Genomic DNA, 24,611 nt, shown 5'->3' with positions numbered 1-24,611 from the left:
TCGACCTCACCCGCATCAAGAACAGCCTTGCCCAGCCCGTCCTGGTTGACCTGCGCAACGTCTACAAACCAAACGAAGCCGCAAAGGCTGGCCTCAACTATACCTCCATCGGCAGAGGGTCGCCCCCGGCCGGCGGCGTTGCCGAATAATCGGAACCCATCCAACATGCGCTATCTGATTACCGGCACGGCAGGCTTTATCGGCTTTCACCTGGCGAAACGATTGCTGGATGCCGGCCATGTCGTGACCGGCTTTGACGGCATGACCCCCTATTATGACGTGTCGTTGAAACAGGCGCGGCTCGACATTCTGAACGCGTTCGAGGGATATCGGCATCATACGGGGATGCTGGAGGATCGGGCAGCACTGGATGCGGCGGGCGATGCCGCACAGCCGGACGTCATCATCCACCTGGCCGGACAAGCGGGCGTGCGCCATTCGATCGAAGCGCCGCTGACCTATCTCGACAGCAACTTGATCGGATCGTGGAATGTGCTGGCGCTGGCCGGGCGGCTGAGGCCGGCGCATCTGATGATGGCGTCGACCTCCTCCATCTATGGTGCCAACCGGGATGCGCCGTTCAGTGAGGGGCACCGCGCCGACGAACCGCTGAGCCTCTATGCCGCCACGAAAAAGGGCATGGAGGCAATGGCGCATGCCCAGGCGCACCTGACCCGCGTGCCGATGACCATGTTCCGCTTCTTCACCGTCTATGGCCCATGGGGCCGGCCGGACATGGCGCTGTTCAAATTTGTCGACGCGATCCTCAACGACCGGCCGATCGACATTTACGGCCATGGCGAGATGGCCCGCGACTTCACCTATATCGTCGATCTGATCGACAGCATCGTCGCGCTGGCCGACCGCGCGCCCGATGAGGGCAACCGCATTACCGAGCCCGCGGGCCTCGATACCCTGTCTGCCGAAGCGCCCTATCGCATCGTCAATATCGGGGGTGGCAAACCGACCGCGCTGATGGATTTCGTGCGAATCATCGAACAGGCGACCGGCCGGACGGCCCGTCTGAACATGCTGCCCATGCAGCCCGGCGATGTTCCCCTCACCTATTCCAATCCCGATTTGTTGAGGGCCCTGACCGGGCATATGCCCACCACGCCATTGTCCGACGGCGTGACCGCGTTCGTGCACTGGTACCTAAGCTATCGAACTTAGGGGATAATGCCCCGCATCGAGCGCGGGCGGCAGAAAATCATCCGATCAATGGTGAATGTCCCCGCGTGAGACAGCGACCGGCCGTGCCGAATTTTCGCTGCACCGCAATATAGCATTCACATTTTACATGCTAGATAAGCGACGAACGTCAGTTCCGCGCGTTTGAGTCGTTTCCTTGCAAAGGGGCCTTTTATGAACCTCGAAGCTGGTCGGATCGCGACCGCTTCCAAGACGCCGGAACTGAATGTTCGTTGGCGTCTGGGGCAGAAAACGGCACGGATTCGAACGATCATCGGCCTGGTCATCGTCGATATCGCCGCGGTCATGATCGCCTATTTCACTGCCGAGCAGGTGTCGGACTTTTTCGACAGCGGGCTCGACCTGGTGATCGGCAGCCGCGACTTTGCCACCGGCCTGGTCATTGCGCCCATCTTTCTGGCGGTTTCGGCCAATGCCGGCGCCTATTCGGTCGAGATCTTTTCCGATCGGGGCGGCGGCATCCGGCGGTCGGTCCGCGCACTGTTGCTGACCATGGGCATCGTCGCCTTCATGGTGTTTTACCTGAAGATCGGAGACGAGGTATCGCGCGCGACCTTCACCATCGGGTCCAGCTTGGCGCTGCTGACGCTGGTCGCGCTGCGGGTGATGTATAACCGCTATGTCAGGCGGTCGATCGGGCCGAACATCTTCAGCACGGTGCTGATCAGCGACGGTGAACAGATTCCGCTGACCGGCCAGTATTCCACCTATATCGCCGCCGATTCCTGGCTGAACCCGGACAATCATTGCCCGATCATGTTCGACCGGCTGGCCCGGGCGCTTCGGGAATCGGACCGCGTCGTCGTTGCCTGTTCGCCGGAGCGGCGCAGTGCGTGGGTCAAAGCGCTGAAGGGCGCGAATGTCCGCAGCGAAGTGGTTGCGCCGGAACTGGCCGAGTTGCAGCCACTGGAAATCAGCCAGTGGGCCGACACGCCGACGCTGGTCATCGCGCAGGGGCCGCTTGGCCCGACCGATGCCTTCGTCAAGCGGACGTTCGACATCGTGTTTTCGGGGCTGGCGCTGATCGCGCTGTCGCCGATCTTCATCGTTCTGGCCCTGCTGATCAAGCGCGAGAGCGAGGGACCGGTGTTCTTCGTCCAGACCCGCATCGGCCTTGGCAACCGCATGTTCCCGATGATGAAGTTCCGGTCGATGCGCGTCGAGAAATGCGATGAGGACGGCGCACGATCCACGTCGCGCGACGATGATCGGATCACCCGCATCGGCGCATTCATCCGCAAGACCAGCCTCGACGAGCTGCCGCAGCTGATCAACGTGCTGAAGGGCGATATGAGCATTGTCGGGCCGCGCCCGCACGCGCTCGGTTCGCGCGCGGCGGACAAGCTGTTCTGGGAAGTGGATGACCGCTACTGGCAGCGGCATGCGACCAAGCCCGGCCTGACCGGTCTGGCGCAGGTCCGCGGGTTCCGCGGGGCGACCGAGCATGAGCGCGACCTGACCGACCGGCTTTATGCCGACCTTGAATACCTCAACGACTGGTCGATCTGGCAGGATCTGATCATCATCGTGAAGACGTTCCGCGTGGTGGTTCACCGCAACGCGTTCTGACCGGGCCGGGCCGCGATGATTGCCGCGCGCCCGCTCTTGCATCCCGACGATGGCCGTTGCACGTCTCCGCCCACACAGGAGAACGGATCGCCATGCCCCCCACCCCGCTGCTCGCCCGATCATTGCTGTTCGCCCCCGGCGACAGCGAGCGCAAGCTGATCAAGGCGAGCGAGAGCGCAGCCGACCTGATCCTGTGCGACCTTGAGGATTCAGTGGCGCCGGAGCGCAAGGGGGACGCGCGCGCGAACACCGCCGCGCATCTGCGCGCCCATGGCGCGGATGGCCGACAATGGGTGCGGATCAATCCGCTGGACACGCCCCATGCGCTGGCGGACCTTTCGGCCATCGTTCCGGCGCGGCCTGCGGGGATCGTGCTGCCCAAGGCGATGCGCGGCGATTGCGAGCGGCTGGACCATTATCTGTCGGCGCTGGAGGCGGCGGCCGGGCTTCCCATCGGCGGCATCGCAGTGATGGCGATTGCCACCGAAACCGCGCAGGCCGTGTTCGGCCTTGGCGACTATCGCGGCACCCCGCGCCTTGCCGCGCTGACCTGGGGCGCAGAGGATATCGCGACGGCGCTGGGCGCATCGGGCAATCGCAATGGCGACGGCAGCTATGCCTTTCCGTTTCAGCTCTATCGCGCCCTGTGCCTGACCGGCGCGGTGGCGGCGGGGGTCACGCCCATCGAGACGATCCATGGCGATTTTCGCGATGCCGCCGGACTGGAAGCGGTGGCAAGCGAGGCACGGCGCGCCGGCTTTCGCGGCATGATGGCCATTCACCCCGATCAGGTTGCGATCATCAACCGGTGTTTTTCGCCCGATGCGGCCGAAGTGGCGCAGGCCGAACGCATCGTCGCCGCCTTTGCCGCCAGCCCCGGCGCGGGCACCATCGGCCTGGACGGCGCAATGCTGGATCGCCCGCACCTGAAACGAGCAGAGGCGGTGCTGACGCTGGCACAGCGCGCGGGTTGAAGCGTGAAATCGCCGGTGCTGATCAATGCAGCAGCGGCGACAAGTTGCCTAAAAGTTAAGCAGGCATGGTGCCGACAAAACAGCAGGACAAGGCTTTGCTTCGCGCTTCGCACGCATGGCACAATTGTTGTAAGGTCATCGCCAGAGGAGCGGATCGGCGGATGTCATCCGGGGAAACAGGGAAACGCCAGTGAAAAAGATCGAAGCCATCATCAAGCCGTTCAAGCTGGATGAGGTGAAGGAAGCGCTGCACGAAGTCGGCGTTAGCGGCATCACCGTCACCGAGGCCAAGGGCTTTGGCCGGCAGAAGGGCCATACCGAGCTGTATCGCGGCGCCGAATATGTCGTTGATTTCCTGCCCAAGGTGAAGCTGGAGGTTGTGGTCGAGGACGAACTGGCCGAACGCGTGGTCGAGGCGATCGCTTCCGCCGCGCAAACCGGCCGGATCGGCGACGGCAAGATTTTCGTCATGCCGATCGAGGCTGCGCTGCGCATCCGCACCGGGGAACGGGACGACAACGCCATCTGAACGAATGTTACGGGCATTTGACGCGCCGCAACAATCTTGTGCATGAGTAATTGGCATCCACGCAATTTGCTTGCGCGATTCGCGCGGCAAGAATTCTGAAACGAAAGGGCACTTCCATGGCCAATGACGCCGCCAGCGTTCTGAAGACGATCAAGGACAAGGAAATCGAGTGGGTCGACCTGCGGTTCACCGATCCCAAGGGCAAGTGGCAGCACCTGACCATGGTTGCCGGCGTGATGGGCGAGGATGAGCTGAACGAAGGCCTGATGTTCGACGGATCGTCGATCGAAGGGTGGAAGGCGATCAACGAATCCGACATGATCCTGAAGCCCGACCTGGGCGCGGTTTATGTCGATCCGTTTTCGGCCACGCCGATGCTGATCATCTTTTGCGACATCGTCGAGCCGTCGACGGGCGAGCTGTACAGCCGCGACCCGCGCTCCACGGCCAAGCGGTCGGAGGCGTATCTGCAGTCGCTGGGCATTGGCGACACCGTCTATGTCGGCCCGGAAGCCGAATTCTTCATGTTCGACGATGTCCGTTTCGAAACCAGCTACAACACCAGCTATTTCTCGATCGACGACATCGAACTGCCGACCAATTCCGGCAAGGAATATGAAGGCGGCAACCTGGCCCACCGTCCGCGCGCCAAGGGCGGCTATTTCCCCGTCGCGCCGGTGGACAGCGCCGTCGATATCCGCGCCGAAATGGTGTCGACGATGATCGAAATGGGCCTGCCCTGCGACAAGCATCACCACGAGGTCGCCTCTGCCCAGCACGAACTGGGCCTGACCTTTGGCACGCTGGTCGAAACCGCCGACCGGATGCAGATCTACAAGTATGTCGTGCATCAGGTCGCAGCCGCTTATGGCAAGACCGCGACGTTCATGCCCAAGCCGATCAAGGAAGATAACGGTTCGGGGATGCACACCCACATCTCCATCTGGAACAAGGGCAAGCCCCTGTTCGCCGGCGAGGGCTATGCCGGCCTGTCGGAAATGTGCCTGTATTTCATCGGCGGCGTCATCAAGCACGCCAAGGCGCTGAACGCGTTCACCAACCCCAGCACCAACAGCTACAAGCGTCTGGTGCCGGGTTACGAGGCGCCCGTGCTGCTGGCCTATTCGGCGCGCAACCGTTCGGCATCGTGCCGCATCCCCTATGGTTCGGGCGCAAAGGCGAAGCGCGTCGAATTCCGCTTCCCGGACGCACTGGCCAACCCGTATCTGTGCTATGCCTCGCTACTGATGGCGGGCCTGGACGGCATCCAGAACAAGATCCATCCGGGCGATCCGATGGACAAGAACCTGTACGACCTGCCGCCGGCGGAACTGGCCGAAGTGCCGACGGTCTGCGGCTCCCTGCGTGAGGCGCTGGACAGCCTGGAAGCCGATATGGACTTCCTGCTGAAGGGCGACGTGTTCACCAAGGACCAGATCGAAGCCTATATCGAGATCAAGCGCGCCGATGTGGCCCGTTGGGAAATGACGCCCAGCCCGGTCGAATATGACATGTATTACAGCGCGTAATCATTCATTCATGGGACCGCGTTAGATCGCGTGTTCATGGACAGCGGGACGCCCGGGATGCATCGTCATCCCGGGCGTTTCGCGTTCAGGGGTTCTGCGGACCCTCCGCCGTGCCCTCCCTGCGCCGCAGGACGATCGGCCGCAGCCAGACGCCAAGGCTGAGGACGAACGGCCAGAACAGCGTATTGATCAGATCGCTGATCGTGTCGTCCCACAGCCACGACCCGTGATTGACCCGGTCGATGCACTCGTTGAGCACCTCCAGCGCAAGCACGATCAGGAACGGGACAAAGGTTTCCAGCGGCTTTCGGGTAATCATGCGCGCCAGCACCAGGATCAACATACCGCCATGCAGGTGCAGCAGCGTGTTTTCGAGGCCGGTATCGTTGTGAATCGCCTCCTTCATCACGGCATACCATTGCAGCGAGATATTCGTTTCTTCGACCATGCCATCCAACTGTCTGTGCCAACAGGCGCGATTGCTGCTGCAACTGCGAACAAGGGCAGCGGCTTTCCCGTGTGCTAGCTTGCCCGGCGATGAACGGCCATGCGAAAATCCGGTTGCGCCGTTCAGGGGGGCTGTTTCAACGCTGAAACTGCCGATAGCCTGTGCGGCATGACCCTGCGCCCCATTCTGTTCGCCGCCGCCATGGCCGCCCTGCTGCCCCTGACGCCATCGACCGCGCAGGAACCCGCCCTTGCCGCCGCGGTAAAGGCGGATGCTGCGCGTGGTGAGGCGCTGCTGAAAACATTGGTCGAACAGAATAGCGGCAGCCGCAATCTGGCGGGGGTGAAGCGGGTGGGCGAACTGGTGCGGGCCGAGCTTACCGAATTGGGGTTCGACGCGCGCTGGGTCGACATGCGGGAAACCGGCCGGGCCGGCCACGTCGTCGCCACCCATCGCGGCAATGGCAAGGGCAAGCGCGTCCTGATGATCGGCCATCTGGATACCGTGTTCGAACCCGATAACGGCTTTACCGGGTGGAAGGTCGAGGGACGCCGCGCGATCGGCCCCGGCGTGGTCGATGACAAGGGCGGCATGGTCGTCATCCTGCAGGCACTGCGCGCGATGAAGGCGGCGGGGACGCTGGCCAGGGCGGACATCATGGTCGTGATGACCGGCGACGAGGAAGCGACCGGCCGGCCGCTGGACGTGGCGCGGCGCGATCTGATCGCGGCAGGCGACTGGGCCGACATCGCGCTGGAATATGAGGCGGTGGCGACTGAGGACGGGCGCGAATTCGGCACGACGGCGCGGCGCAGCTCGACCAGCTGGACCCTGAGCGTCCGGGGCAAGACGGGACATTCCAGCGGCATTTTCAACGCGGCGCTGGGCTATGGCGCGAATTACGAGCTGGCGCGTATCCTGGATACGTTCCGGCGCGAGCTGGCCGAACAATATCTCACCTATAATGTCGGGATCATGGGCGGCGGCGCGCCGGCAGCACTGGCCGAAAGCGGCGACAGCGTGACCGCGTCGGGCAAGACCAACATCATCGCCGAAACCGCCTTTGCCCGCGGCGATCTGCGCGCGCTGACGCGGGAGCAGAATGATCGGACGATCGCGCGGATGAAGGCGATCGTCGCCGCCAGCCTGCCGGGCACGCAGGCCGAAATCCAGTTTGCCGAAAGCTATCCGCCGATGGCGCCGACGGCGGGCAACCGGGCGCTGCTGGCCGAGCTGAACCGGGTGAACCGCGATCTGGGGCTGCCGGAAATGGCGGAGTTCGATCCGGCCAAGCGGGGCGCGGCGGATTCCAGCTTTGTCGCCGACCGTGCCGATACGCTGGGTGGCATGGGCCCGGCCGGCGGCAATGCCCATGCGGCGGGGGAATGGGTCGATCTGGACAGCATCCCGCGTCAGGCGCTGCGTTCCGCCATGCTGATCACCCGGTTGTCGCAAACGCCGCGCGGGAACTGACCCGGCCATCCGTTCGTCTGGCTGGTGGCGGGGGTACCGACCGGAGATGACGCCATGCCCATTACTGCCCTTGCCCTGAACTGCACCCTGAAAGCGGATGAAGGCGCGCCGTCCAGCACCGATGCAATGATCGCGGTGCTGGCCGACGCCCTTGCCAAGCATGACGTCGCCATCACCGAAACCATCCGCATCGCCGCACACGACGTCAAACCCGGCGTCACCTCGGACGAGGGCGACGGCGATGCCTGGCCCGCGATCCGCAAAAAGATCCTGGGCGCCGATATTCTCATCCTGGGCGGCCCGATCTGGATGGGCCAGATCGGTAGCGTGGCCAAGCGGGTGCTTGAGCGGATGGACGCGTTCATCTCGGAAACCGACGATTCCGGCCGGATGCCCAGCTATGGCAAGGTTGCCGTGGCCGCGATCGTCGGAAATGAGGACGGCGCGCATTTTTCGTCGGCCCAGATTTTCCAGTCGTTGAACGATGTCGGCTTTACCATCCCGGCAGTCGCCGCCTGCTATTGGGTGGGCGAGGCAATGGGATCGACCGATTTCAAGGACTTGGAAGCCACGCCTGAAAAGGTGCTTGAGACTGCCGCCATGGTGGCTGGAAATGCGGCGCACCTGGCTATGCTGCTGAAACAGTCGCCCTATCCGGGATAGTCAGCTGTTGAGCCGGACTGGCTTTTCGTTACGGTTGGGCAATGCTGGAGGGGCTGGTATTCGGGTGGCGCACGGCGGTGCTGCTGGTGGCGGCGGTGCAGTTGCTGGCCATTGCGGCCGCACTGGCCCGGTCCATGGTCAATCGTGCGGCCAACCGGACGCTTGCCGTACTGCTGGTCGTGCTGGCGGCGATGATCACGCCGTGGATCATCGGGTTTGCGGGCTTTTACGATCGCTGGCCGTGGCTGACCTTTGCCCCGTTCCAGATCAGCCTGGCGGTCGCGCCGCTGTTCTGGTTGTACGCCGTCGCGCTGGTCACCGGTGCATGGCCGCGGCGGGGGGCGCTCCACCTGATCCCGGCGGCGGTGCAGCTGATCTACCTTTCCGGCTGTTTCCTGCTGCCGCTTGAGGCGAAATGGGCATGGTCCGACCGGTCCGATCTTGCCTATGGCGTGCTGACCGGATCGGCGCTGATCGCCGGATTTGCCGGGTATGGCCGGATGAGCCGCGACCTGATCAGCACCTATACCGCCGCTCTGGCCGATCATGTCGGCGACGATCATCGCTATGCGCCCCGCTGGCTTCGCAATGCGATGATCGCGGCGGCCATCCTGTTCCCGATCTGGGCGGGATACAGCATCACCGGCCTGTTCGTGCCGGTCAGCTATCACGCCTATATGGGCCTGTATCTGACCATCGCGGGCGTTGCCCTGTTCCTGGCGATCGAGGGGTGGCGCCATGCCGCCCTTCCCTTTCCAAGGCTGGCGGATCTGGCGACACCCGCGCCGGCCGTGTCGCCCGGCCGCGACTGGCAGGTGCAGGGCCAGACTTGGGCAGAGGCCATCCGCATGGGCGGGTGGGCCGCCGAACCGGGACTGACGCTGGCCCAGACCGCGCGCCTGCTGGGCACGAATAGCAGCCATTTGTCGCGCGCGCTGAACGACGGGCTGGGGGTCAATTTTTCGACGTTCATCAACCGCTTGCGGGCAGAGGCGGTTGCGGCGGCAATGGCGGATCAGCCGGGGCACACCCTTCTCGATCTGGCGCTGGCCGCGGGGTTCAGTTCGAAAGCCAGCTTCAATCGCGCCTTTTCCGAACGCTTTGGCGCGGCACCAAGTGCCTGGCGGGCACGTCTCACATCGTGAATATCGGCGTCCATCGATGATCTGAGGCGATGGACCGGGCAATTCCGGCCATCCGGTCGGCCATCAACGCAAAAAGGAGTGGCACGGATGAACCGGCGGGACTGGCTGAAGGGAATGATTGCGGCGGGGGTGATCGGCCCGGTCGCGGGTCGTGGAACCATGGCGGCGGCGGCGTCCACCATGGACGACATGGCGGTGCTGCGCGGCGCGCTTGCCCTGCATCCGGGCCTGTACCGCTATTCCAGCCCGCGCCAGATGGCGGCCCGGATCGACCGGCTGGCGGAACAATGGGCGGGGCTGGCGACACTGGAGCAACGCTATCTGGCGCTGTCGCGGTTGCTGAGCACCATCCGCTGCGGTCACACGCATTGCAACCCGTTCAACCAGTCGCGCGCCATCGCCCAGCAGCTGTTTGACCGGCCGACCCGGTTGCCGCTGCGCTTCACCTGGATCGACGGGCAGATGGTCGTCCTGGCCGCCGGGCGCGGGGCAGAGGCGCTGGTGCGCGGAACCATAGTCACGCGCATCAACGGCGTACCCACGCGGCGGATGCTGCGCGACCTGCTGCCCTATGCCCGGGCCGATGGCGGGAACGATGGCAAGCGGGCATCGCTGATGGCCGTGCGCGGGAATGAGCGGTTCGAGACATTCGACCTGTTTCAGGGGCTGTTGTTTCCGCCCGTGGACGGCGGGTTTGCGATCGACGCCGTGTTGCCGGACGGTCGGGGGCTGGCAATCACCGTGCCCGCCATCACCCTGGCCGAACGCCGGGCGGACCAGCGGGGGATCGAGGACAGCGCAACCAACGACAAACCCTTGTGGGACTGGACGGTGACGGACGGCATCGCTGTGCTGACCATGCCAAGCTGGGTCACCTATCGCGGCAAATGGGACTGGAAGGCGTGGCTGGACGACCGGTTTGCCAGCCTGGGCGACGCGCGGGGCATCGTCATCGACCTGCGCGACAATGAAGGCGGCACGGATTGCGGCGACCACATCCTGTCGCGGCTGGCGGTCGCCGATCTGGCATTGCCGGGATATCAGATGCGGCTGCGGTATCGCACCACGCCGCCGGCGCTCGACCCCTATCTAGACACATGGGACGACAGCTTTCGACGGTTGGGCGTCGATGCAACGGCCATGGACAATGGCTATTTCCAGCGGACCGACCGGGAGTCGGTGGATCGCATCCCCGCAATCGGCCCGCGTGTCCGCTGCCCCGTCGCGGCGCTGGTCGGCCCGGCGTGCAGTTCGGCAACCTATGCCTTTGCCCGCCGGGCGAAGCAGTCGGGCCTCATCCGATTGTTCGGGCAGGAAACGGGCGGCAACCTGCGCGGGATCAATGGCGGAGCCTATTTCTTCGTCCGGCTGCCGCAAAGCGGGCTGGAATTCGACCTGCCCATCAACGGCTATTTCCCCCTGACGCCGCAGCCCGATCGCGGCGTGATGCCCGACGAGCGGGTGGCCCCTTCGGTCGCGGACATTGCCGGATCGCGCGATCCCGAAATGGCCGCGGCCCGCGCGTGGATCATGGGCCAGGGATAAAGGGCGGCCTACGGGATCAGCAGGGTCGAACCGATGGTATGCCCGCCCTCGATCAGCCGGTGTGCCTCCGCCGCCTGATCAAGGGGGAGGCGCTGGCCGATCTCGACCTTCAGCACGCCCTGTTCGATCATGGCGAACAGCCGGGCCATGCCATCGGCCCGCTCGTGCGGCAGGGTGTAATAATCGAACAGTTTCGGCCGGGTGACGAACAGCGAGCCATGCTGGTTCAGCGCGGCCAGCTTGACGCCCTCCACCGGGCCGGACGCGTTGCCATAGCTGATGATCAGGCCGCGCGGCGCCATGGATGCCAGCGACGCCTCCCAGGTCGAGGCGCCCACCCCGTCAAAGGCCACGGCGACGCCCGCCCCGCCGGTCAGCGCGCGGACCCGTTTGGCTACATCCTCTTTTTTGTAGAAGATCACATGATCGCACCCGGCGGCGCGCGCGCGGTCCGCCTTTTCCTCGCTGCCGACCGTGCCGATCACGACCATGCCCAGATGGTTGAGCCATTGGACGAGCAGGTGCCCCACCCCGCCCGCCGCGGCATGGACCAGCACTGTATCGCCGGGCAGCAGGGTTGCGCAGCGTTCGACCAGGAACTCGGCCGTCGCCCCCTTTAGCAGCACGGCGGCCGCCACGTCGTCGGTGATCGCGGGCGGAAGGTCGAACAGGGCGTCGGCCGCCACATTGCGCGCATCGCAATAGGCGCCAAGGGCAGGACCGAACGTCGCCACCCGCGCGCCGGGCGCGAACCGGGTCACCCCCTCGCCCACCGCATCGACGACGCCGGCAGCCTCAAGGCCAAGGCCGCTGGGAAGCGGCACGGGATAGAGGCCCGACCGGTGATAGGTATCGATGAAGTTGAGGCCAATTGCCGTGTTGCGCATCCGCACCTCGCCCGGTCCCGGCGGGGGCAGATCGCGGTCGACGATTCGGATGACGTCCGGCCCGCCATGCGCCTCTATCATCGCCATTCGCGTCATCTGTCCGTCCCTTTCGCTGGTACCGCCGCCTTGCACCCGGCCGGTCGCATCGCCATCAACGTGGAACGGTCGGTAGGACGCAGGGCCGGCAGGAGCAATCGGAATGAGACAGCATCTGAAGCACTATATCGACGGGCAATGGGTCGACAGCCTGGGCGGCACGCCGCACCCGGTCATCAATCCCGCGACCGAGCAGCCCTGCGCCGAAATCACGCTGGGCACCGCCGCCGATGCCGACCGCGCCGTCGCCGCCGCCGTTCGCGCCTTTCCCGCCTTTGCGCAGACCAGCGTTGCGGACCGGGTGGACCTGCTGCGCGCGGTGCTCGACGCCTACAAGGCGCGGGCGCGGGAAATGGCGGCAGCGATCAGCGAGGAAATGGGCTGTCCCATCTCGATGGCCGCGACGGCTCAGGTCGGGTCCGGGGTCGGCCACCTGAATGCCATCATCAAGGTGCTGGCCGATTTCGAGTGGGAAGAGCGGATCGGCAATCATCTGGTGCGGCGCGAACCGATCGGCGTGGTGGCGATGATCACGCCGTGGAACTGGCCGCTCAATCAGATCGTGTCAAAGGTCGCGCCCGCCCTTGCGACAGGGTGCACCATGGTGCTGAAACCGTCGGAGGAGGCGCCGAGCTGCGCCGCGATCTTTGCCGAAGTGCTGGACAAGGCGGGCGTGCCGGCCGGTGTGTTCAACATGGTCAATGGCGATGGTCCGGGGGTCGGGGCGGCGCTGTCCAGCCATCCGGGCGTGGACATGGTCAGCTTCACCGGCTCCACCCGCGCCGGCGTGCTGGTTGCCCGGGCGGCGGCGGATACGGTGAAGCGGGTGCATCAGGAACTGGGCGGTAAATCGCCCAACCTGATCCTGCCCAGCGCCGACCTGAAACGGGCGGTGACGACGGGCGTGCTGACCGTAATGAACAATTCCGGGCAAAGCTGCATCGCGCCCGCCCGGATGCTGGTGCCGGCGGACAGGCAGGACGAGGCCGCCGAAATCGCGCATCAGGTGATGGACAGCGTAGCCGTGGGCGATCCCGATGCGGAGGGTCGCCATATCGGCCCCGTCGTCAACCGGACGCAGTGGGACAAGATCCAGCGGCTGATCCAGACCGGCATCGATGAGGGCGCGACGCTGGTAACCGGCGGGACCGGCAGGCCGGAGGGGCGGAACCAGGGCTATTATGTTCGCCCGACCCTGTTCCGCGATGTCGACAATGGCATGACCATCGCGCGGGAGGAGATTTTCGGGCCGGTCGTCACGCTGATGCCCTATACCGACCAGGAACAGGCGATCGCGATTGCCAACGACACCATTTACGGCCTGTCCAGCGTGGTGTGCGGCGAGCCGGAACACGCCCGGCGCGTCGCCACCCGCATCCGCGCCGGCATGGTCTATATCAATGGCGGCCAGCCCGACCCCATGCTGCCCTTTGGCGGGTACAAGCAGTCGGGCAATGGCCGCGAACATGGCCGGTTCGGGCTGGAGGAGTTTCTGGAGACAAAGGCGGTGATGGGCGCCTTTGCCTGACGCGGCCTATTGCCTGGCGCCGGTCCAGCGCACCGTGTCGCCGGGCGCGATGCCCAGTTCGGCCGCACGGCCACCGCGCAGTTCAAGCACCGCGCCCACCGGCTCGCCCGAACGGATCGGCACTTCCGAAAACGGCTCGGTGTTTTCCGCGATGGTGGCAATCGAGCCATCCTGGCGGATGAACAGGATATCCAGCGGCGATGGCGTGTTGCGCATCCAGAAGCTCGCCTCACGCGGGCCGCCGCCTTCCGCCGGATAGGGGAAAAACAGCATTCCGCCATTTTCCGGAATGTCGGTGCGGAACATCAGGCCGCGGTCCTGTTCCTGCCGGGTGCGCGCCTGTTCAACCTTGAACGCGTGCGTCTTGCCATCCGCCGTCGTGATGGTGACGGCCACGCTGGCCTGTTCCGTGCCGCCCGTCGTGCCCTGTGCCACGCCATTTTCGGCGCAGGCTACCAGTGCGGGAGCAGCGATGAAGGAAGCAGCGACCATCGCCGCCAGTTTGAAACCCGAAAATCCTGTACGCATTACTGACCGTCCATTTTCTCCACGGCGACCGCCAGCGGCCCCTTGGCACCGTCGACAATGCGCGCACGAAGCGGCTGTTCCGGCTCGACCTCGTCGATCCCCGCGCTGCGCAGGGTCTCCATATGCACGAAGATATCGGCGCTGTCTTGGGGCCGGACCAGAAAACCATACCCCTTCAGCCGATTGAACCACTTTACCGCAACCGGCTCGAACGGTCCGGCATCGGCGATCAGCCGGGTGCGCTCCTGCCGGTCGGCGGTACGCGGGCGCGGCATTTCCAGCGCGGTGCTAAGGTCGATGCTGAGGATCTCGCGCGCCTGAAGCCCGCGATTGCGCGGAACGGCAACACATTCGACCCGCGCCCCCTCCGGCAGGCTGCGGCGGCCATGCGGCTGCAGCACGGTGAAATGGACCAGGATGTCGCCCATCCCGTCATCGGCAACGACAAAGCCGAACCCGCGCGTCACATCGAACCATTTGACGACGCCCGTGGCGACGATGCCGGGTTCGGCCGCAGGCACCGTGCGGCCCGGCTCTGGCATAATGTCCGGGGTCATGTCCCCGGCCAACTGATGATGTTCGGCTCGCATCGAAAATACCCCCGAGAAGCGAGCTTAACACAGCATTTATGTGAAGGTGAATATTTGTTTCGCTTACGCATTATCCACAGGTTCGAAAGCGTCTTCTCCGGGCTTCATGCGCACGATCCTTGCCGAAAGTGCGGGTGCGTGCCCTGCGCGGACCATCGCCGCAACTTGCCGTCGCTGCTGGTCGGGATCGGCCAAGGCTCTGGAAAACGGCCCGAAACGGCGTCGTTCGGCATAGCGGAGCGCACGCTGTTCGGCCGAACTGTCGGTTGAATCGACGGTTTCGCGCCGCAGCGGTTCGTCGATGCCGGCCTGACGCAGCGCCATGTCGATCCGCCGGCCGCCCATCCCGCGACGGGACAGTGCCCGCGACCGCGCATCGGCATAGGCTCGATCGTCGACATAGCCGAGCGTTACCATGCGGTCCGCAATGGCTGCTGCATCCGGTCGGGTATCCTCGGTAGCGCCGCGTTCGAACAGCTTGCGCTCAAGATAGGCGAGCAAACGACCGCGCGATGTGGCGAATCGCTCGACATAACGCAGCGCCAGCCGCTCAAGCGCAGCGTGGTCGAGCGGAGGGCGATTCGGGTTGGATCGAGCCATGCGCCATGTTTGTGCCACACTGGCATCCGATTTTGAACGCGACTGCGGGCCAGAGCGTCCGGCCAACCGGATGGTTAAAGGCTGAACCCGGCCGCATATTGGGGCGCGAGTGATTGAAATGATTGAAGAAACCGCAACACGTACTGCTGCAAACACCAATGAGCCGGCGCTGGTGCCGACGCCGTTGGAGGATGCTTTGCCGCGCCGTTTTGCTGATTTCGGCACCTTGGGTGAGGCGCTGGATTACGCGGCGCAGGGTGTTCGCGGCCTTAATTTTCACGACGCGCGGGGTCAGCTTGCCCTTCCCTACCCGTTTGCGACGCTGCGCGCCGATGCGCTGGCCCAGGCCAGGCGGCTGATCGCGGCCGGGATCAAGCCGGCGGACCGGATCGCGCTGATCGCGGAAACCGGACCTGAATTTGCCAGCCTGTTCTTTGGCGCGGTCTATGCCGGGGCATGGCCGGTGCCGCTGCCGCTGCCGACCAGCTTTGGCGGGGCGCAAAGCTATATCGACCAGCTGACGGTTCAGCTGAAAAGCTGCGACCCGATGATGCTCGTCTATCCGGAATCGCTGGATACGATGTGCCAGGACGCGGCACGGCAGTGCAACGTGGACGCGGTGGCATGGGAAGCGTTCGGCGAACGCCCCGCGCCCGAGGCCGCCCTGCCCCCGGCGACCGCGGACGATATCGCCTATCTGCAATATTCCAGCGGATCGACCCGGTTTCCGCACGGCGTCGTCATCACGCACCGCGCCCTGCTGAACAATCTGGCGGCCCATTCGCACGGGATGCGGCTGGAACCGCGCGATCGCTGCATTTCCTGGCTGCCCTGGTATCACGACATGGGCCTGGTCGGCTGTTTCCTGTCGCCCGTCGCCAATCAGGTATCGACCGATTATCTGAAGACCGAGGATTTCGCGCGGCGGCCGCTGGCCTGGCTCGACCTGATCAGCCGCAATCCGGGCACCTCGATCAGCTATTCGCCGACATTCGGCTACGACATCTGCGCGCGCCGCGTGTCGAGCCAGACGCGCCCGGGCGAGCGGTTCGACCTGTCGCGCTGGCGGCTGGCGGGCAACGGCGCAGACATGATCCGCCCGGACGTCATGCAGAGCTTTGTTGATGCGTTCGCGGTCGCCGGGTTCAAGGCGTCCGCCTTCCTGCCCAGCTATGGCCTGGCCGAGGCGACACTGGCCGTGTCGATCATGCCGCCCGCAGAGGGGATCGTGGTCGAACTGGTCGAGGAAACGCAGCTTTCCGGCGGCAGCCATGCCCAGGCGAACCGGCCGCAGCGGTATCGCGCGATCGTGAACTGCGGCAAGCCGGTCAAGGACATGACCGTCGAGATCCGCGACGAATATGGTCAGCCCCTGCCCGAAAAGGCGATCGGCAAGGTGTGGTGCACCGGCCCGTCGATCATGCAGGGCTATTTCCGGGATGCTGAGGCGACCGCGGCGTGCATGACCGACGGCTGGCTGGATACCGGCGATATGGGCTATATCTCGAACGGCTATATCTACATCGTCGGCCGCGCCAAGGACATGATCATCGTCAATGGCAAGAACCATTGGCCGCAGGATATCGAATGGGCGGTCGAACAGCTGCCGGGGTTCAAACAGGGCGATATCGCCGCCTTTGCCATCACCACGCCGGGTGGCGAGGAAACGCCCGCCGTGCTGGTGCAATGCCGCACGTCGGACGAGAAGGAGCGGGTTCGCCTGCGCGACGAAATCCGCGAACGGGTGAAGTCGGTGACCGGCATGAACTGCGTGATCGAGCTGATCCCGCCGCGTACGCTGCCCCGCACCAGTTCCGGCAAGCTCAGCCGGGCCAAGGCGCGCAACCTGTATCTGGCGGGCGAGATCAAGCCCTATGACATCGCGGCATAACATCGCTTCTTTACGCTGAATTCGCGATGAGCTGCGCCCGGGGCCTAACCTCTCGCTAACCAGCCGGGGGTTATGGTCGGCGCGTGAGCGATGCTGTCCAGTCCCAGTTTCCGCACCCGCGGATCGATTTTCGCGCCCTGCTGGGTCTGTATGACCCGGCGGACGATACCGATTGGGGGCCGATCCGCGCCGCGCAGCTGAATGCCGGGCGACAGCTTGCCCTCCTGATGCTGGGCGCCAGCGTGCTGACCGCGACACTGGTCGTCATGCTGTTCCGCGCGGAACAGCCGCTGTGGCAACTAGCCTGCTGGTGGGCGTTCGTCGCCGCCATTTCGTCCGCCGTTGCCTTTCGCCGGCTGGCGGCGGGCGGACCGGCGCTTGCCACCGCAGAGGTGCGGCAGGTGCGCGACACGATGCTGGACGGCGTTGCGCTGGCCGCTGTCTGGTCGGTCCCGCCGCTGGCGTTTTCGCCGGGTGCCACGACGGACACGCTCTTCGGCCTGTGGATGATCCTGGCGGTGCTGATGGCGGCTGCTGCCTTTGCCATGGCCGCGCTACCGCTGGCGACGTTGGTGTTTCTGGCCATCACGGGCATTGCTGCGGCGGTCATGCTGGCCATTCAGGCGCATTTCGCGCTGGCAGCGGCGACGATGGTGTTCATGGCGCTGTTGATGCTCGCCTGTTTTGCCCGGGGCGAATCGCTGGTGGTCCTGCGCGCGAACGAGATTGCGCTGGGCGAGCGGGATCAGACGGTCAGCCTGTTGCTCCGCGAGTTCGAGGACGACGGATCGGACTGGCTGTGGGAAATCGACGCCCAGCGCCGCCTGACCCGGGCCAGTCCACGATTTGCGCGGTCGATCGGGGTGGAGCCGGCGGACATTACGGGCCGGTCGCTGCTGGAGGTGCTGGCCGGGCCGTCATGGGAAGCGGGGAATTTCCACCCCGGCCTTCGCGAGCTGTCCGAACGGCTGAAGCAGCGCGAGCCGTTTGCCGACATCCTGCTGCCGGTCCATGTCGCGGACCAGCAACGCTGGTGGGAAATCACCGCCAGCCCACGCTATGACGACCGCGGCACATTCCTTGGCTATCGCGGCGTCGGATCGGACGTGACCGAGGCACGGGCATCGGCGGAAAAGATCAGCCGGTTGGCGCGGTACGATCTGTTGACCGGCCTGCCCAACCGGCTGTCGATCAACGAATCGCTGGCACGGGCGCTGGAGCGGGCAGACCAGTGGCGCTCGCGGTGCGCGCTGATGATGATCGACCTCGACCGGTTCAAGGCGGTGAACGACACGCTGGGCCATCAGGTCGGCGACCGCCTGCTTGGCAAGGTGGCGCAGCGTCTGGCGCAGCTGGCCGGTGAAAATGCGGTGATCGGGCGGCTGGGCGGCGACGAATTTGCGCTGATCATCCCAGACGCCACCGATTCAAAGGCGGTGGAACAGCTGGCCAATCGCATCATCGACACGCTGTCGCGCCCCTATGAGGTCGATCAGAACACCTTGTTCATCGGCGCGAGCATTGGCCTTGCCATCGGCCCGCGCGACGGGCGGAGCGCGGAAACGCTGATCCGGTCGGCCGATCTGGCGCTGTACCGGTCAAAGGATGCCGGCGGCGGCCATGTCCATATCTATGAGCCGCAATTGCACGTCGAGGCAGAGGAAAAGCGCAAGCTGGAAATCGCGCTGCGCAGCGCGCTCGACCTGAACGAATTTTCACTGAACTATCAGCCCGTCGTCGATGCGACCGACGGACGGCTGACGGGATTCGAGGCGCTGCTGCGCTGGTACAATCCGGAACATGGCCAAGTGTCGCCCGCGCGCTTCATCCCGCTTGCCGAAGAAGCGCGGCTGATCCCCGCAATCGGCGCGTGGGTGCTGAAACACGCATGTGCAGAGGCGGCGCGCTGGCCCGCCAATATCCGGATCGCGGTCAACGTGAGCGCCGAACAGCTTTATTCCCCCAATTTCGTGGGGCTGGTGTCCCATACGCTTCAGGAGACGGGCCTGCCGGCCGAACGGCTGGAGCTGGAAGTCACCGAAAGCGTGTTCATGCGCGAAGGGACCAGCGCGATCCGGGTACTGGAACGGGTGCTCGATCTTGGCGTACGCCTCAGCCTCGATGATTTCGGCACGGGCTATTCCTCGCTCGGCTATCTCAGCCGCACGCGCTTTTCCTCGATCAAGATCGACCGCAGTTTCGTGCAGGGGGCATCGCGCGGGGAAAAGGAAGCGATTGCGATCATCCGCGCCGTCGTCGCCCTTGCCCAGTCGCTGGAAATGGCAACCACGGCCGAGGGCGTCGAGACCGAGCAGGAGCACGAACTGGTCCGGATGCTGGGCTGTACCAAGGTACAGGGCTATTATTTCGGACGCCCCCTGCCCGTCGACGAGGCGCGCGCGATCGCGCTCAACAGCGGTTCTTCCAGCGCCGCCGCATAATCGCTTGCCGAACGCGCAATGGATTTGTAGGAGGTGCGCCGCGCGTACGAGTGTAGCTCAGTTGGTAGAGCATCGGTCTCCAAAACCGAGGGCCGCAGGTTCGAGTCCTGCCACTCGTGCCAGCTTGCGCTTCCCGCTGCGGCGCGCTAAGCGAGCATCAATCCGATAGCGTTGGATCATTCGCACCGGCTCCTCTTGCAAAGGACCGGGCGGAGGGCCCATGTCCGGCGGCGGATCAACTGATTGAGGATTTGAGACCGTGGCAAAGACCAGCCCCGTCGAGTTCGTGAACCAGGTGAAGGCCGAGGCCAGCAAGATCGTTTGGCCGACGCGGCGCGAAACGATCATGACCGGCGTGATGGTGCTGATCATGGCCAGCATCCTTGGCATCTTTTTCTTTGCCGTGGACACCATGTTCAAGCTGATCGTCGACACGCTGTTGTCGCTGGCGAAGTAAGAAAAGAAAGACGCATCCCATGAGCCGCTGGTACATCATTCACGCCTATTCCGGGTTCGAGAACAAGGTGCGCGAGGCGATCCTGTCCGAGGCGACTCGCCTGGGTCTGGAGCCGATGGTCGAAGCGATCGAGGTGCCGGTGGAAACCGTGACCGAGGTGCGTCGCGGCAAGCGGGTGCAGTCCGAACGCAAGTTCATGCCCGGCTATGTGCTGGCCAAGCTGAACCTGAACGACGATGTCTATCACCTCGTCAAGAACACGCCCAAGGTGACGGGCTTCCTTGGCTCGATGGGCAAGCCCCAGGCGATCAGCGAAACCGAAGCCAAGCGGATGCTGAACAGCAAGGAAGAAGCCGCCGCCGCACCGAAGCAGAAGGTGAAGGTCGATTACGAGATCGGCGACGCGGTCAAGGTGCTGGAAGGTCCGTTCGCGTCGTTCAACGGCGTGGTCGAGGAACTGGATTTCGACAAGTCGAAGGTCAAGGTTTCCGTCAGCATCTTTGGCCGCGCCACCCCGGTCGAGCTGGATTTCGACCAGGTCGAACGCAGCAAGTAAGCAAAGCCGTCGGCTGACGCTGACCAACAAGACGGCCGCGAGCGCACCAGCGTTCGCGGCCGTGCTTTTTTTCACGCTTGCGGTTCGGCCTCTGGCGCGGCGGCCGGTGGGGCCATTGCGTTAGCTCAGCAAAGCGCCGCTCAGCGGATTGCCCGTGCCGTTACAGTTCCACCCCCATGCGATAGATCCGGTTGGCGTTGCCGGCAAAGATCGCACGGCGTTCCGTGTCGGACAGGTGGCTCAGCGCCGCGTCCATGCGGGCCAGCGTTGCATCGAAATCGCCAAACAGGCGGTCGGTCGGGAAATCGCTGGCCAGCATCACTCGGTCGGTGCCGAACAGTTCGACCAGTTCAACGATCCGTTCCCGCATCGCCCCTTCGTCCGGGGTGCGCCAGACAAAGCCAAGGCCGGACAGCTTGACCGATACATGATCCAGCTGCGCGAGCAGCGCCATGGCCGTGCGCCATTCCTGCGCCCCGTCCACGCCCATGCCGGCATGGTTGATGATAACGGGAACGCCGGTATTGGCAGCAAACAGGTCGGCCACACCGGCAAACTGGCCCGGATACGCCTGAAAATCAAAGGACAGGCCATGATCGGCCAACCGGGCAAAGCCGGCCCGCCACACCGGGTCCTGCGTCAGATCGGCGGGGGTATAGGTCCGGTTCGGATCGGGATGCCAGTTGACGATGTGCCGGATGCCGCGGACGCGCGGCCAGCTGGCGTGCACGGCCAGCATGGCGTCCAGGCTGGGATGATTGAGCGCGGCATGGGCGACCAGCACGGTGGGCAGGCCCGTTTCATCGGCCATTTCGTGCAGCCAGTCGGTTTCGTTGACCGACTGCACGGGATTGGCCCCCGCTTCGACATGGACGGCGCCGATGATGTTCCAGTTCGCCCCCTCTGCCCGATAATCGGCGGGCAGATAGGTGCTGGCGATCGCCGCCACGCTGCCATTGGGACCGGCATCGTCGAACGGCGGCTTCAACCAGGGATAATCGATCCGGTCGAGATCCCACAGATGCATATGCGCATCAATAAAGGGCAACCGCTCCATGCCGGTCTCCGTCCTGTTCAATAGGTGGTGCGGCCGCCCGAGGTGTCGAACACCGATGCCGTGGTGAAGCTGCATTCCTCGCTGGCCATGAAACAGACCATCGCGGCGCTTTCATGCACTTCGCCCAGCCGACCCATCGGGATTTTTGAGCGCATGTAATCCACCTGACTCTGCGGCAGCTGCGCCAGGATCGGGCTTTCGAACGTCGCCGGGGTCAGCGCGTTGACGATCACGCCCTTGCCGGCCAGTTCCTTGCCCAGCGACTTGGTGAACCCGATCACACCGGCCTTGGACGCGGAATAGGCGGACGCATTGGGATTGCCCTCCTTGCCCGCGACGGACGCGATGTTGACGACCCGGCCATAGCCATTGGCCAGCATGTGCGGGACCACGGCACGGTTGCAGTAGAACAGGCCGTTGAGGTTGATCGCGATGGTCCGTTCCCAGCCGTCCAGCGGAAATTCGGTGACGGGCACGGTCGGGCCGGTGATCCCGGCCGAACAGACAAGGATATCCACCCGGCCAAGCGCGGCCGCGCTTTCGGCGGCAGCCGCTTCCACGGCAGCCGAGTCCGAGACATCAACCTTGACGCCATGAACCCCGCCGAGCTGATTGCGCGCCTCATCCAGCGCGCTGTTCATGTCCCACAGCGACACCGTGCCGCCTTCGGCAAGGATGCGCTCCGCAACCGATCGGCCCAGCCCCGATGCGCCCCCCGTGATGATTGCCGCCCGGCCGGCAAAGCGCCCCGCATAGCTGGTCATCCCAGCACCTCGTCACCCAGATGGCGCCATTCGACCACCTGCTGCTGCTGTTCGCCAAGCCCAGCGATGCCAAGGCGCATCGTATCGCCCGCCTTCAGATAGATTGCCTGCGGCTTCTTGCCCTCACCCACGCCCGGCGGCGTACCGGTGATCAGGACATCGCCGGGATACAGCGTCACATATTCGCTGACATAGCTGATGATCTGCGCCACGTTGAAGATCATCGTGCGCGTGTTGCCGGTCTGCATCCGCTCGCCATTGAGGTCGAGGAACATGTCCAGCGCCTGCGGATCGCCCACCTCGTCCGGCGTGACCAGCCATGGACCCAGCGGGCAGAAGGTGTCGTGCCCCTTCCCCTTCGACCACTGGCTGCCGCGCTGCTTCTGGTTGAAGCGTTCGGACACGTCATTGGCGATGGCGTAGCCGGCGACATGATCCAGCGCGGCGGATTCGTCGACGTAACGGCAGGTCTTGCCGATGATGACCGCCAGCTCGACTTCCCAGTCGCTTTGGGTCGACCCCTTGGGCAGCATCACCTCGTCATTCGGGCCGGTCAGCGCCGACAGCGCCTTCATGAACATGACCGGCTCGGTCGGGATCGGCAGGTTCGATTCGATGGCGTGATCCTCGTAATTCAGGCCGATCGCCACGATCTTGCCGATGCCGGCCACCGGCACGCCCAGCCGCGGTTTACCCTCGACCAGCGGCAGGCTGTCCACATCGACCGACAGCCCGTCGATCGCATCGACTGTGACATCGGACAGGTGCCCGGCCAGATCGCGAATCCGGCCCTGACCATCGATCACACCAGGCTTTTCGGCCCCGCGCGGGCCAAAACGACAAAACTTCATCTCGGACTGTTCCTTAATGCTGATAGGGGCGGTGAAGGGCGATATCGCGATTAAGCTCGACGCCGAAGCCGGGCTTGTCGAGCGCACTGATCGGCAGGCGACCGTTCTGGGGTACCGGTTCGCCAAGCAGTTGCGGCGAGAACATCGGCACCACCTCGGTCGGGCCGGGGTGCATCATCAGAAACTCGGCAAAGGGCGAGTTGTGGCGCGTCGCCACGAAATGATAGCTGTAGACCGACGAGCCGTGCGGCACGACCAGCTTGCCCCGCGCATCGGCCAGCGCGCTGATCTTGATGAGTTCGGTCAGGCCGCCGCACCAGCCCACATCGGGCTGAATGATGTCGCAGCAGTCCATTTCCATCAGCATCCGAAAGCCCCACCGCGTCGCTTCATGCTCGCCGGTGGTCACCAACATGCCGCGCGGCACGTTGCGCTTCAGTTCGGCGTAGCCCCAATAATCGTCGGGGCTGATCGCCTCCTCGATCCATTTCAGGCCATGCTCGTGCGCAGCAATGGCCAGCCGCGTGGCATAGTCAACGTCCAGCGCCATCCAGCAATCCCACATCAGCCAGAAATCGGGGCCGCAGCGCGACCGCATTTCGGCCAGTTCGGCGATATTCTTGAGCAATCCCTCAATGCCCTCGGCCGGGCCATGGTGCAGCGGCATCTTGCCGCCGATAAAGCCCAGTTCCTTGGCGATATCGGGCCGCGCGCCGGTGGCATAGAATTGCAGTTCGTCCCGGACGGCGCCGCCCAGCATCTGATGCACCGGCTCGCCGCGCAGCCGCCCGAGCAGATCCCACAAGGCCAGATCGACGCCGGACAGGGCATTCACCACCAGTCCCTTGCGGCCATAATATTGGGTGGAAAAATACATCTGGTCCCAGATCTTCTCGATCTCGGCGGGATTGCGCCCTTCAAGGAAGCGGGCGAGATGCTTTTCGACGATATAGCAGGCCGGTTCGCCGCCCGTGGTCACCGCAAAACCGATCGTGCCGTCATCCGCCTCGATTTCGACCACAAGCGTGCCCAGCACATTGATGCCGAAACTCTGCCGCGACTGGCGATATTCGGGATATCGGCTCATCGGCGTGGCGATGTGGTCGTCGATCCAGTGGCCCTCGCCCTGGTCATGGTAATCGGCCCCGCCGCCGCGCACCGTATAGGCGCGGACGTGCCGGATAAGCGGAAATTTCATAAGCCCTTTTGCTCCATGCTGGCTTGCCCCTCCCCCTTGCTTGTCCGTTCCGTGCAGCACACGATCCCCAAAATGCTGCG

General features: G+C 64.5%; 23 protein-coding genes and 1 tRNA gene. 15 read left to right on the top strand and 9 right to left on the bottom strand.

Annotated elements, in window-relative coordinates; genetic code table 11:
- Positions 1-165 precede the first annotated feature (165 nt).
- The 5 genes from NYR55_RS14890 to glnA all read left to right on the top strand — a co-directional run bounded on the left by NYR55_RS14890 (position 166) and on the right by glnA (position 5,813).
- On the top strand, positions 166-1,173 hold the full coding sequence (locus NYR55_RS14890; protein ID WP_260022359.1) for an NAD-dependent epimerase/dehydratase family protein: 1,008 nt from the start codon (positions 166-168) through the stop codon (positions 1,171-1,173).
- Between the two features lie 192 nt (positions 1,174-1,365).
- On the top strand, positions 1,366-2,781 hold the full coding sequence (locus tag NYR55_RS14885) for an exopolysaccharide biosynthesis polyprenyl glycosylphosphotransferase (protein ID WP_260022358.1): 1,416 nt from the start codon (positions 1,366-1,368) through the stop codon (positions 2,779-2,781).
- A gap of 92 nt (positions 2,782-2,873) precedes the next feature.
- Positions 2,874-3,755 carry a CoA ester lyase gene (locus NYR55_RS14880; protein WP_260022357.1) on the top strand — a complete coding sequence of 294 codons (882 nt, stop codon included), beginning with the start codon at positions 2,874-2,876 and terminating at the stop codon, positions 3,753-3,755.
- 190 nt (positions 3,756-3,945) lie between these two features.
- Complete coding sequence (locus tag NYR55_RS14875; RefSeq protein ID WP_260022356.1) at positions 3,946-4,284, top strand: P-II family nitrogen regulator; 339 nt, start codon at positions 3,946-3,948, stop codon at positions 4,282-4,284.
- Between the two features lie 116 nt (positions 4,285-4,400).
- A complete protein-coding gene (gene glnA, locus NYR55_RS14870; RefSeq protein ID WP_260022355.1) occupies positions 4,401-5,813 on the top strand; it encodes a type I glutamate--ammonia ligase in 1,413 nt (470 codons plus the stop codon).
- Positions 5,814-5,898: 85 nt separating this feature from the next.
- Here glnA and NYR55_RS14865 read toward each other — a convergent pair whose 3' ends face one another.
- Positions 5,899-6,261, bottom strand: coding sequence for a hypothetical protein (locus NYR55_RS14865; protein ID WP_260022354.1), 363 nt, complete (start codon positions 6,259-6,261; stop codon positions 5,899-5,901).
- A 168-nt stretch (positions 6,262-6,429) separates the two neighbouring features.
- On the opposite strand from NYR55_RS14865, the gene NYR55_RS14860 reads away from it, so the two are divergent.
- The 4 genes from NYR55_RS14860 (at position 6,430) to NYR55_RS14845 (ending at position 11,087) form a co-directional block, all read left to right on the top strand.
- A complete protein-coding gene (locus NYR55_RS14860; protein ID WP_260022353.1) occupies positions 6,430-7,734 on the top strand; it encodes a M20/M25/M40 family metallo-hydrolase in 1,305 nt (434 codons plus the stop codon).
- Between the two features lie 54 nt (positions 7,735-7,788).
- Entirely contained in the window at positions 7,789-8,397 is a 609-nt protein-coding gene (locus tag NYR55_RS14855; protein WP_260022347.1) for an NAD(P)H-dependent oxidoreductase, read from the top strand.
- A 41-nt stretch (positions 8,398-8,438) separates the two neighbouring features.
- Positions 8,439-9,542 carry a helix-turn-helix domain-containing protein gene (locus NYR55_RS14850; RefSeq protein ID WP_260022346.1) on the top strand — a complete coding sequence of 368 codons (1,104 nt, stop codon included), beginning with the start codon at positions 8,439-8,441 and terminating at the stop codon, positions 9,540-9,542.
- Between the two features lie 87 nt (positions 9,543-9,629).
- Positions 9,630-11,087 (top strand): S41 family peptidase, encoded by a 1,458-nt coding sequence (locus tag NYR55_RS14845; RefSeq protein WP_260022345.1) that lies wholly within the window; start codon positions 9,630-9,632, stop codon positions 11,085-11,087.
- A gap of 8 nt (positions 11,088-11,095) precedes the next feature.
- Here the strand turns inward: NYR55_RS14845 and NYR55_RS14840 are convergent, their stop codons facing one another.
- Complete coding sequence (locus NYR55_RS14840; RefSeq protein WP_260022344.1) at positions 11,096-12,070, bottom strand: quinone oxidoreductase; 975 nt, start codon at positions 12,068-12,070, stop codon at positions 11,096-11,098.
- Positions 12,071-12,173: 103 nt separating this feature from the next.
- Between NYR55_RS14840 and NYR55_RS14835 the strand changes: the two genes are divergently transcribed.
- Positions 12,174-13,598, top strand: a complete 1,425-nt coding sequence (locus tag NYR55_RS14835) for an aldehyde dehydrogenase family protein (protein WP_260022343.1) — start codon at positions 12,174-12,176, stop codon at positions 13,596-13,598.
- Between the two features lie 6 nt (positions 13,599-13,604).
- Here the strand turns inward: NYR55_RS14835 and NYR55_RS14830 are convergent, their stop codons facing one another.
- The 3 genes from NYR55_RS14830 to NYR55_RS14820 all read right to left on the bottom strand — a co-directional run bounded on the left by NYR55_RS14830 (position 13,605) and on the right by NYR55_RS14820 (position 15,316).
- A complete protein-coding gene (locus NYR55_RS14830; protein ID WP_260022342.1) occupies positions 13,605-14,126 on the bottom strand; it encodes a DUF192 domain-containing protein in 522 nt (173 codons plus the stop codon).
- Complete coding sequence (locus tag NYR55_RS14825) at positions 14,126-14,668, bottom strand: cold shock domain-containing protein (RefSeq protein ID WP_260022404.1); 543 nt, start codon at positions 14,666-14,668, stop codon at positions 14,126-14,128. Before NYR55_RS14825 ends, NYR55_RS14830 begins: the two co-directional genes overlap by 1 nt.
- 111 nt (positions 14,669-14,779) lie before the next feature.
- Positions 14,780-15,316 carry a RecX family transcriptional regulator gene (locus tag NYR55_RS14820; protein WP_260022341.1) on the bottom strand — a complete coding sequence of 179 codons (537 nt, stop codon included), beginning with the start codon at positions 15,314-15,316 and terminating at the stop codon, positions 14,780-14,782.
- 118 nt (positions 15,317-15,434) lie between these two features.
- Between NYR55_RS14820 and NYR55_RS14815 the strand changes: the two genes are divergently transcribed.
- The 5 genes from NYR55_RS14815 (at position 15,435) to nusG (ending at position 20,661) form a co-directional block, all read left to right on the top strand.
- Complete coding sequence (locus tag NYR55_RS14815; protein ID WP_260022403.1) at positions 15,435-17,207, top strand: fatty acyl-AMP ligase; 1,773 nt, start codon at positions 15,435-15,437, stop codon at positions 17,205-17,207.
- Positions 17,208-17,290: 83 nt separating this feature from the next.
- Complete coding sequence (locus NYR55_RS14810; RefSeq protein ID WP_260022340.1) at positions 17,291-19,648, top strand: GGDEF and EAL domain-containing protein; 2,358 nt, start codon at positions 17,291-17,293, stop codon at positions 19,646-19,648.
- 46 nt (positions 19,649-19,694) lie between these two features.
- Positions 19,695-19,770 (top strand) — tRNA-Trp (locus NYR55_RS14805).
- A gap of 137 nt (positions 19,771-19,907) precedes the next feature.
- Positions 19,908-20,105: a preprotein translocase subunit SecE gene (gene secE / locus NYR55_RS14800; protein ID WP_260022339.1), complete on the top strand. Its 198-nt coding sequence runs from the start codon at positions 19,908-19,910 to the stop codon at positions 20,103-20,105.
- Between the two features lie 19 nt (positions 20,106-20,124).
- On the top strand, positions 20,125-20,661 hold the full coding sequence (nusG, locus tag NYR55_RS14795) for a transcription termination/antitermination protein NusG (protein WP_260022338.1): 537 nt from the start codon (positions 20,125-20,127) through the stop codon (positions 20,659-20,661).
- Between the two features lie 160 nt (positions 20,662-20,821).
- Here nusG and NYR55_RS14790 read toward each other — a convergent pair whose 3' ends face one another.
- From NYR55_RS14790 to rhmD, 4 genes are read right to left on the bottom strand one after another with little or no spacing between them, the layout of a single operon-like run.
- Positions 20,822-21,718: an amidohydrolase family protein gene (locus tag NYR55_RS14790; protein ID WP_260022337.1), complete on the bottom strand. Its 897-nt coding sequence runs from the start codon at positions 21,716-21,718 to the stop codon at positions 20,822-20,824.
- 17 nt (positions 21,719-21,735) lie between these two features.
- On the bottom strand, positions 21,736-22,482 hold the full coding sequence (locus NYR55_RS14785) for an SDR family NAD(P)-dependent oxidoreductase (protein WP_260022336.1): 747 nt from the start codon (positions 22,480-22,482) through the stop codon (positions 21,736-21,738).
- Positions 22,479-23,333: a fumarylacetoacetate hydrolase family protein gene (locus tag NYR55_RS14780; RefSeq protein ID WP_260022334.1), complete on the bottom strand. Its 855-nt coding sequence runs from the start codon at positions 23,331-23,333 to the stop codon at positions 22,479-22,481. The genes NYR55_RS14785 and NYR55_RS14780 overlap by 4 nt, the downstream gene beginning before the upstream one ends.
- Before the next feature lie 13 nt (positions 23,334-23,346).
- Positions 23,347-24,531, bottom strand: coding sequence for an L-rhamnonate dehydratase (gene rhmD, locus NYR55_RS14775; RefSeq protein WP_260022333.1), 1,185 nt, complete (start codon positions 24,529-24,531; stop codon positions 23,347-23,349).
- Positions 24,532-24,611: the final 80 nt, after the last annotated feature.

Origin of the sequence: Sphingomonas sp. BGYR3, assembly GCF_025153455.1 — a bacterium.
Lineage (GTDB): Bacteria > Pseudomonadota > Alphaproteobacteria > Sphingomonadales > Sphingomonadaceae > Sphingomonas.
This window is presented reverse-complemented; position numbering and strand designations above follow the sequence as displayed.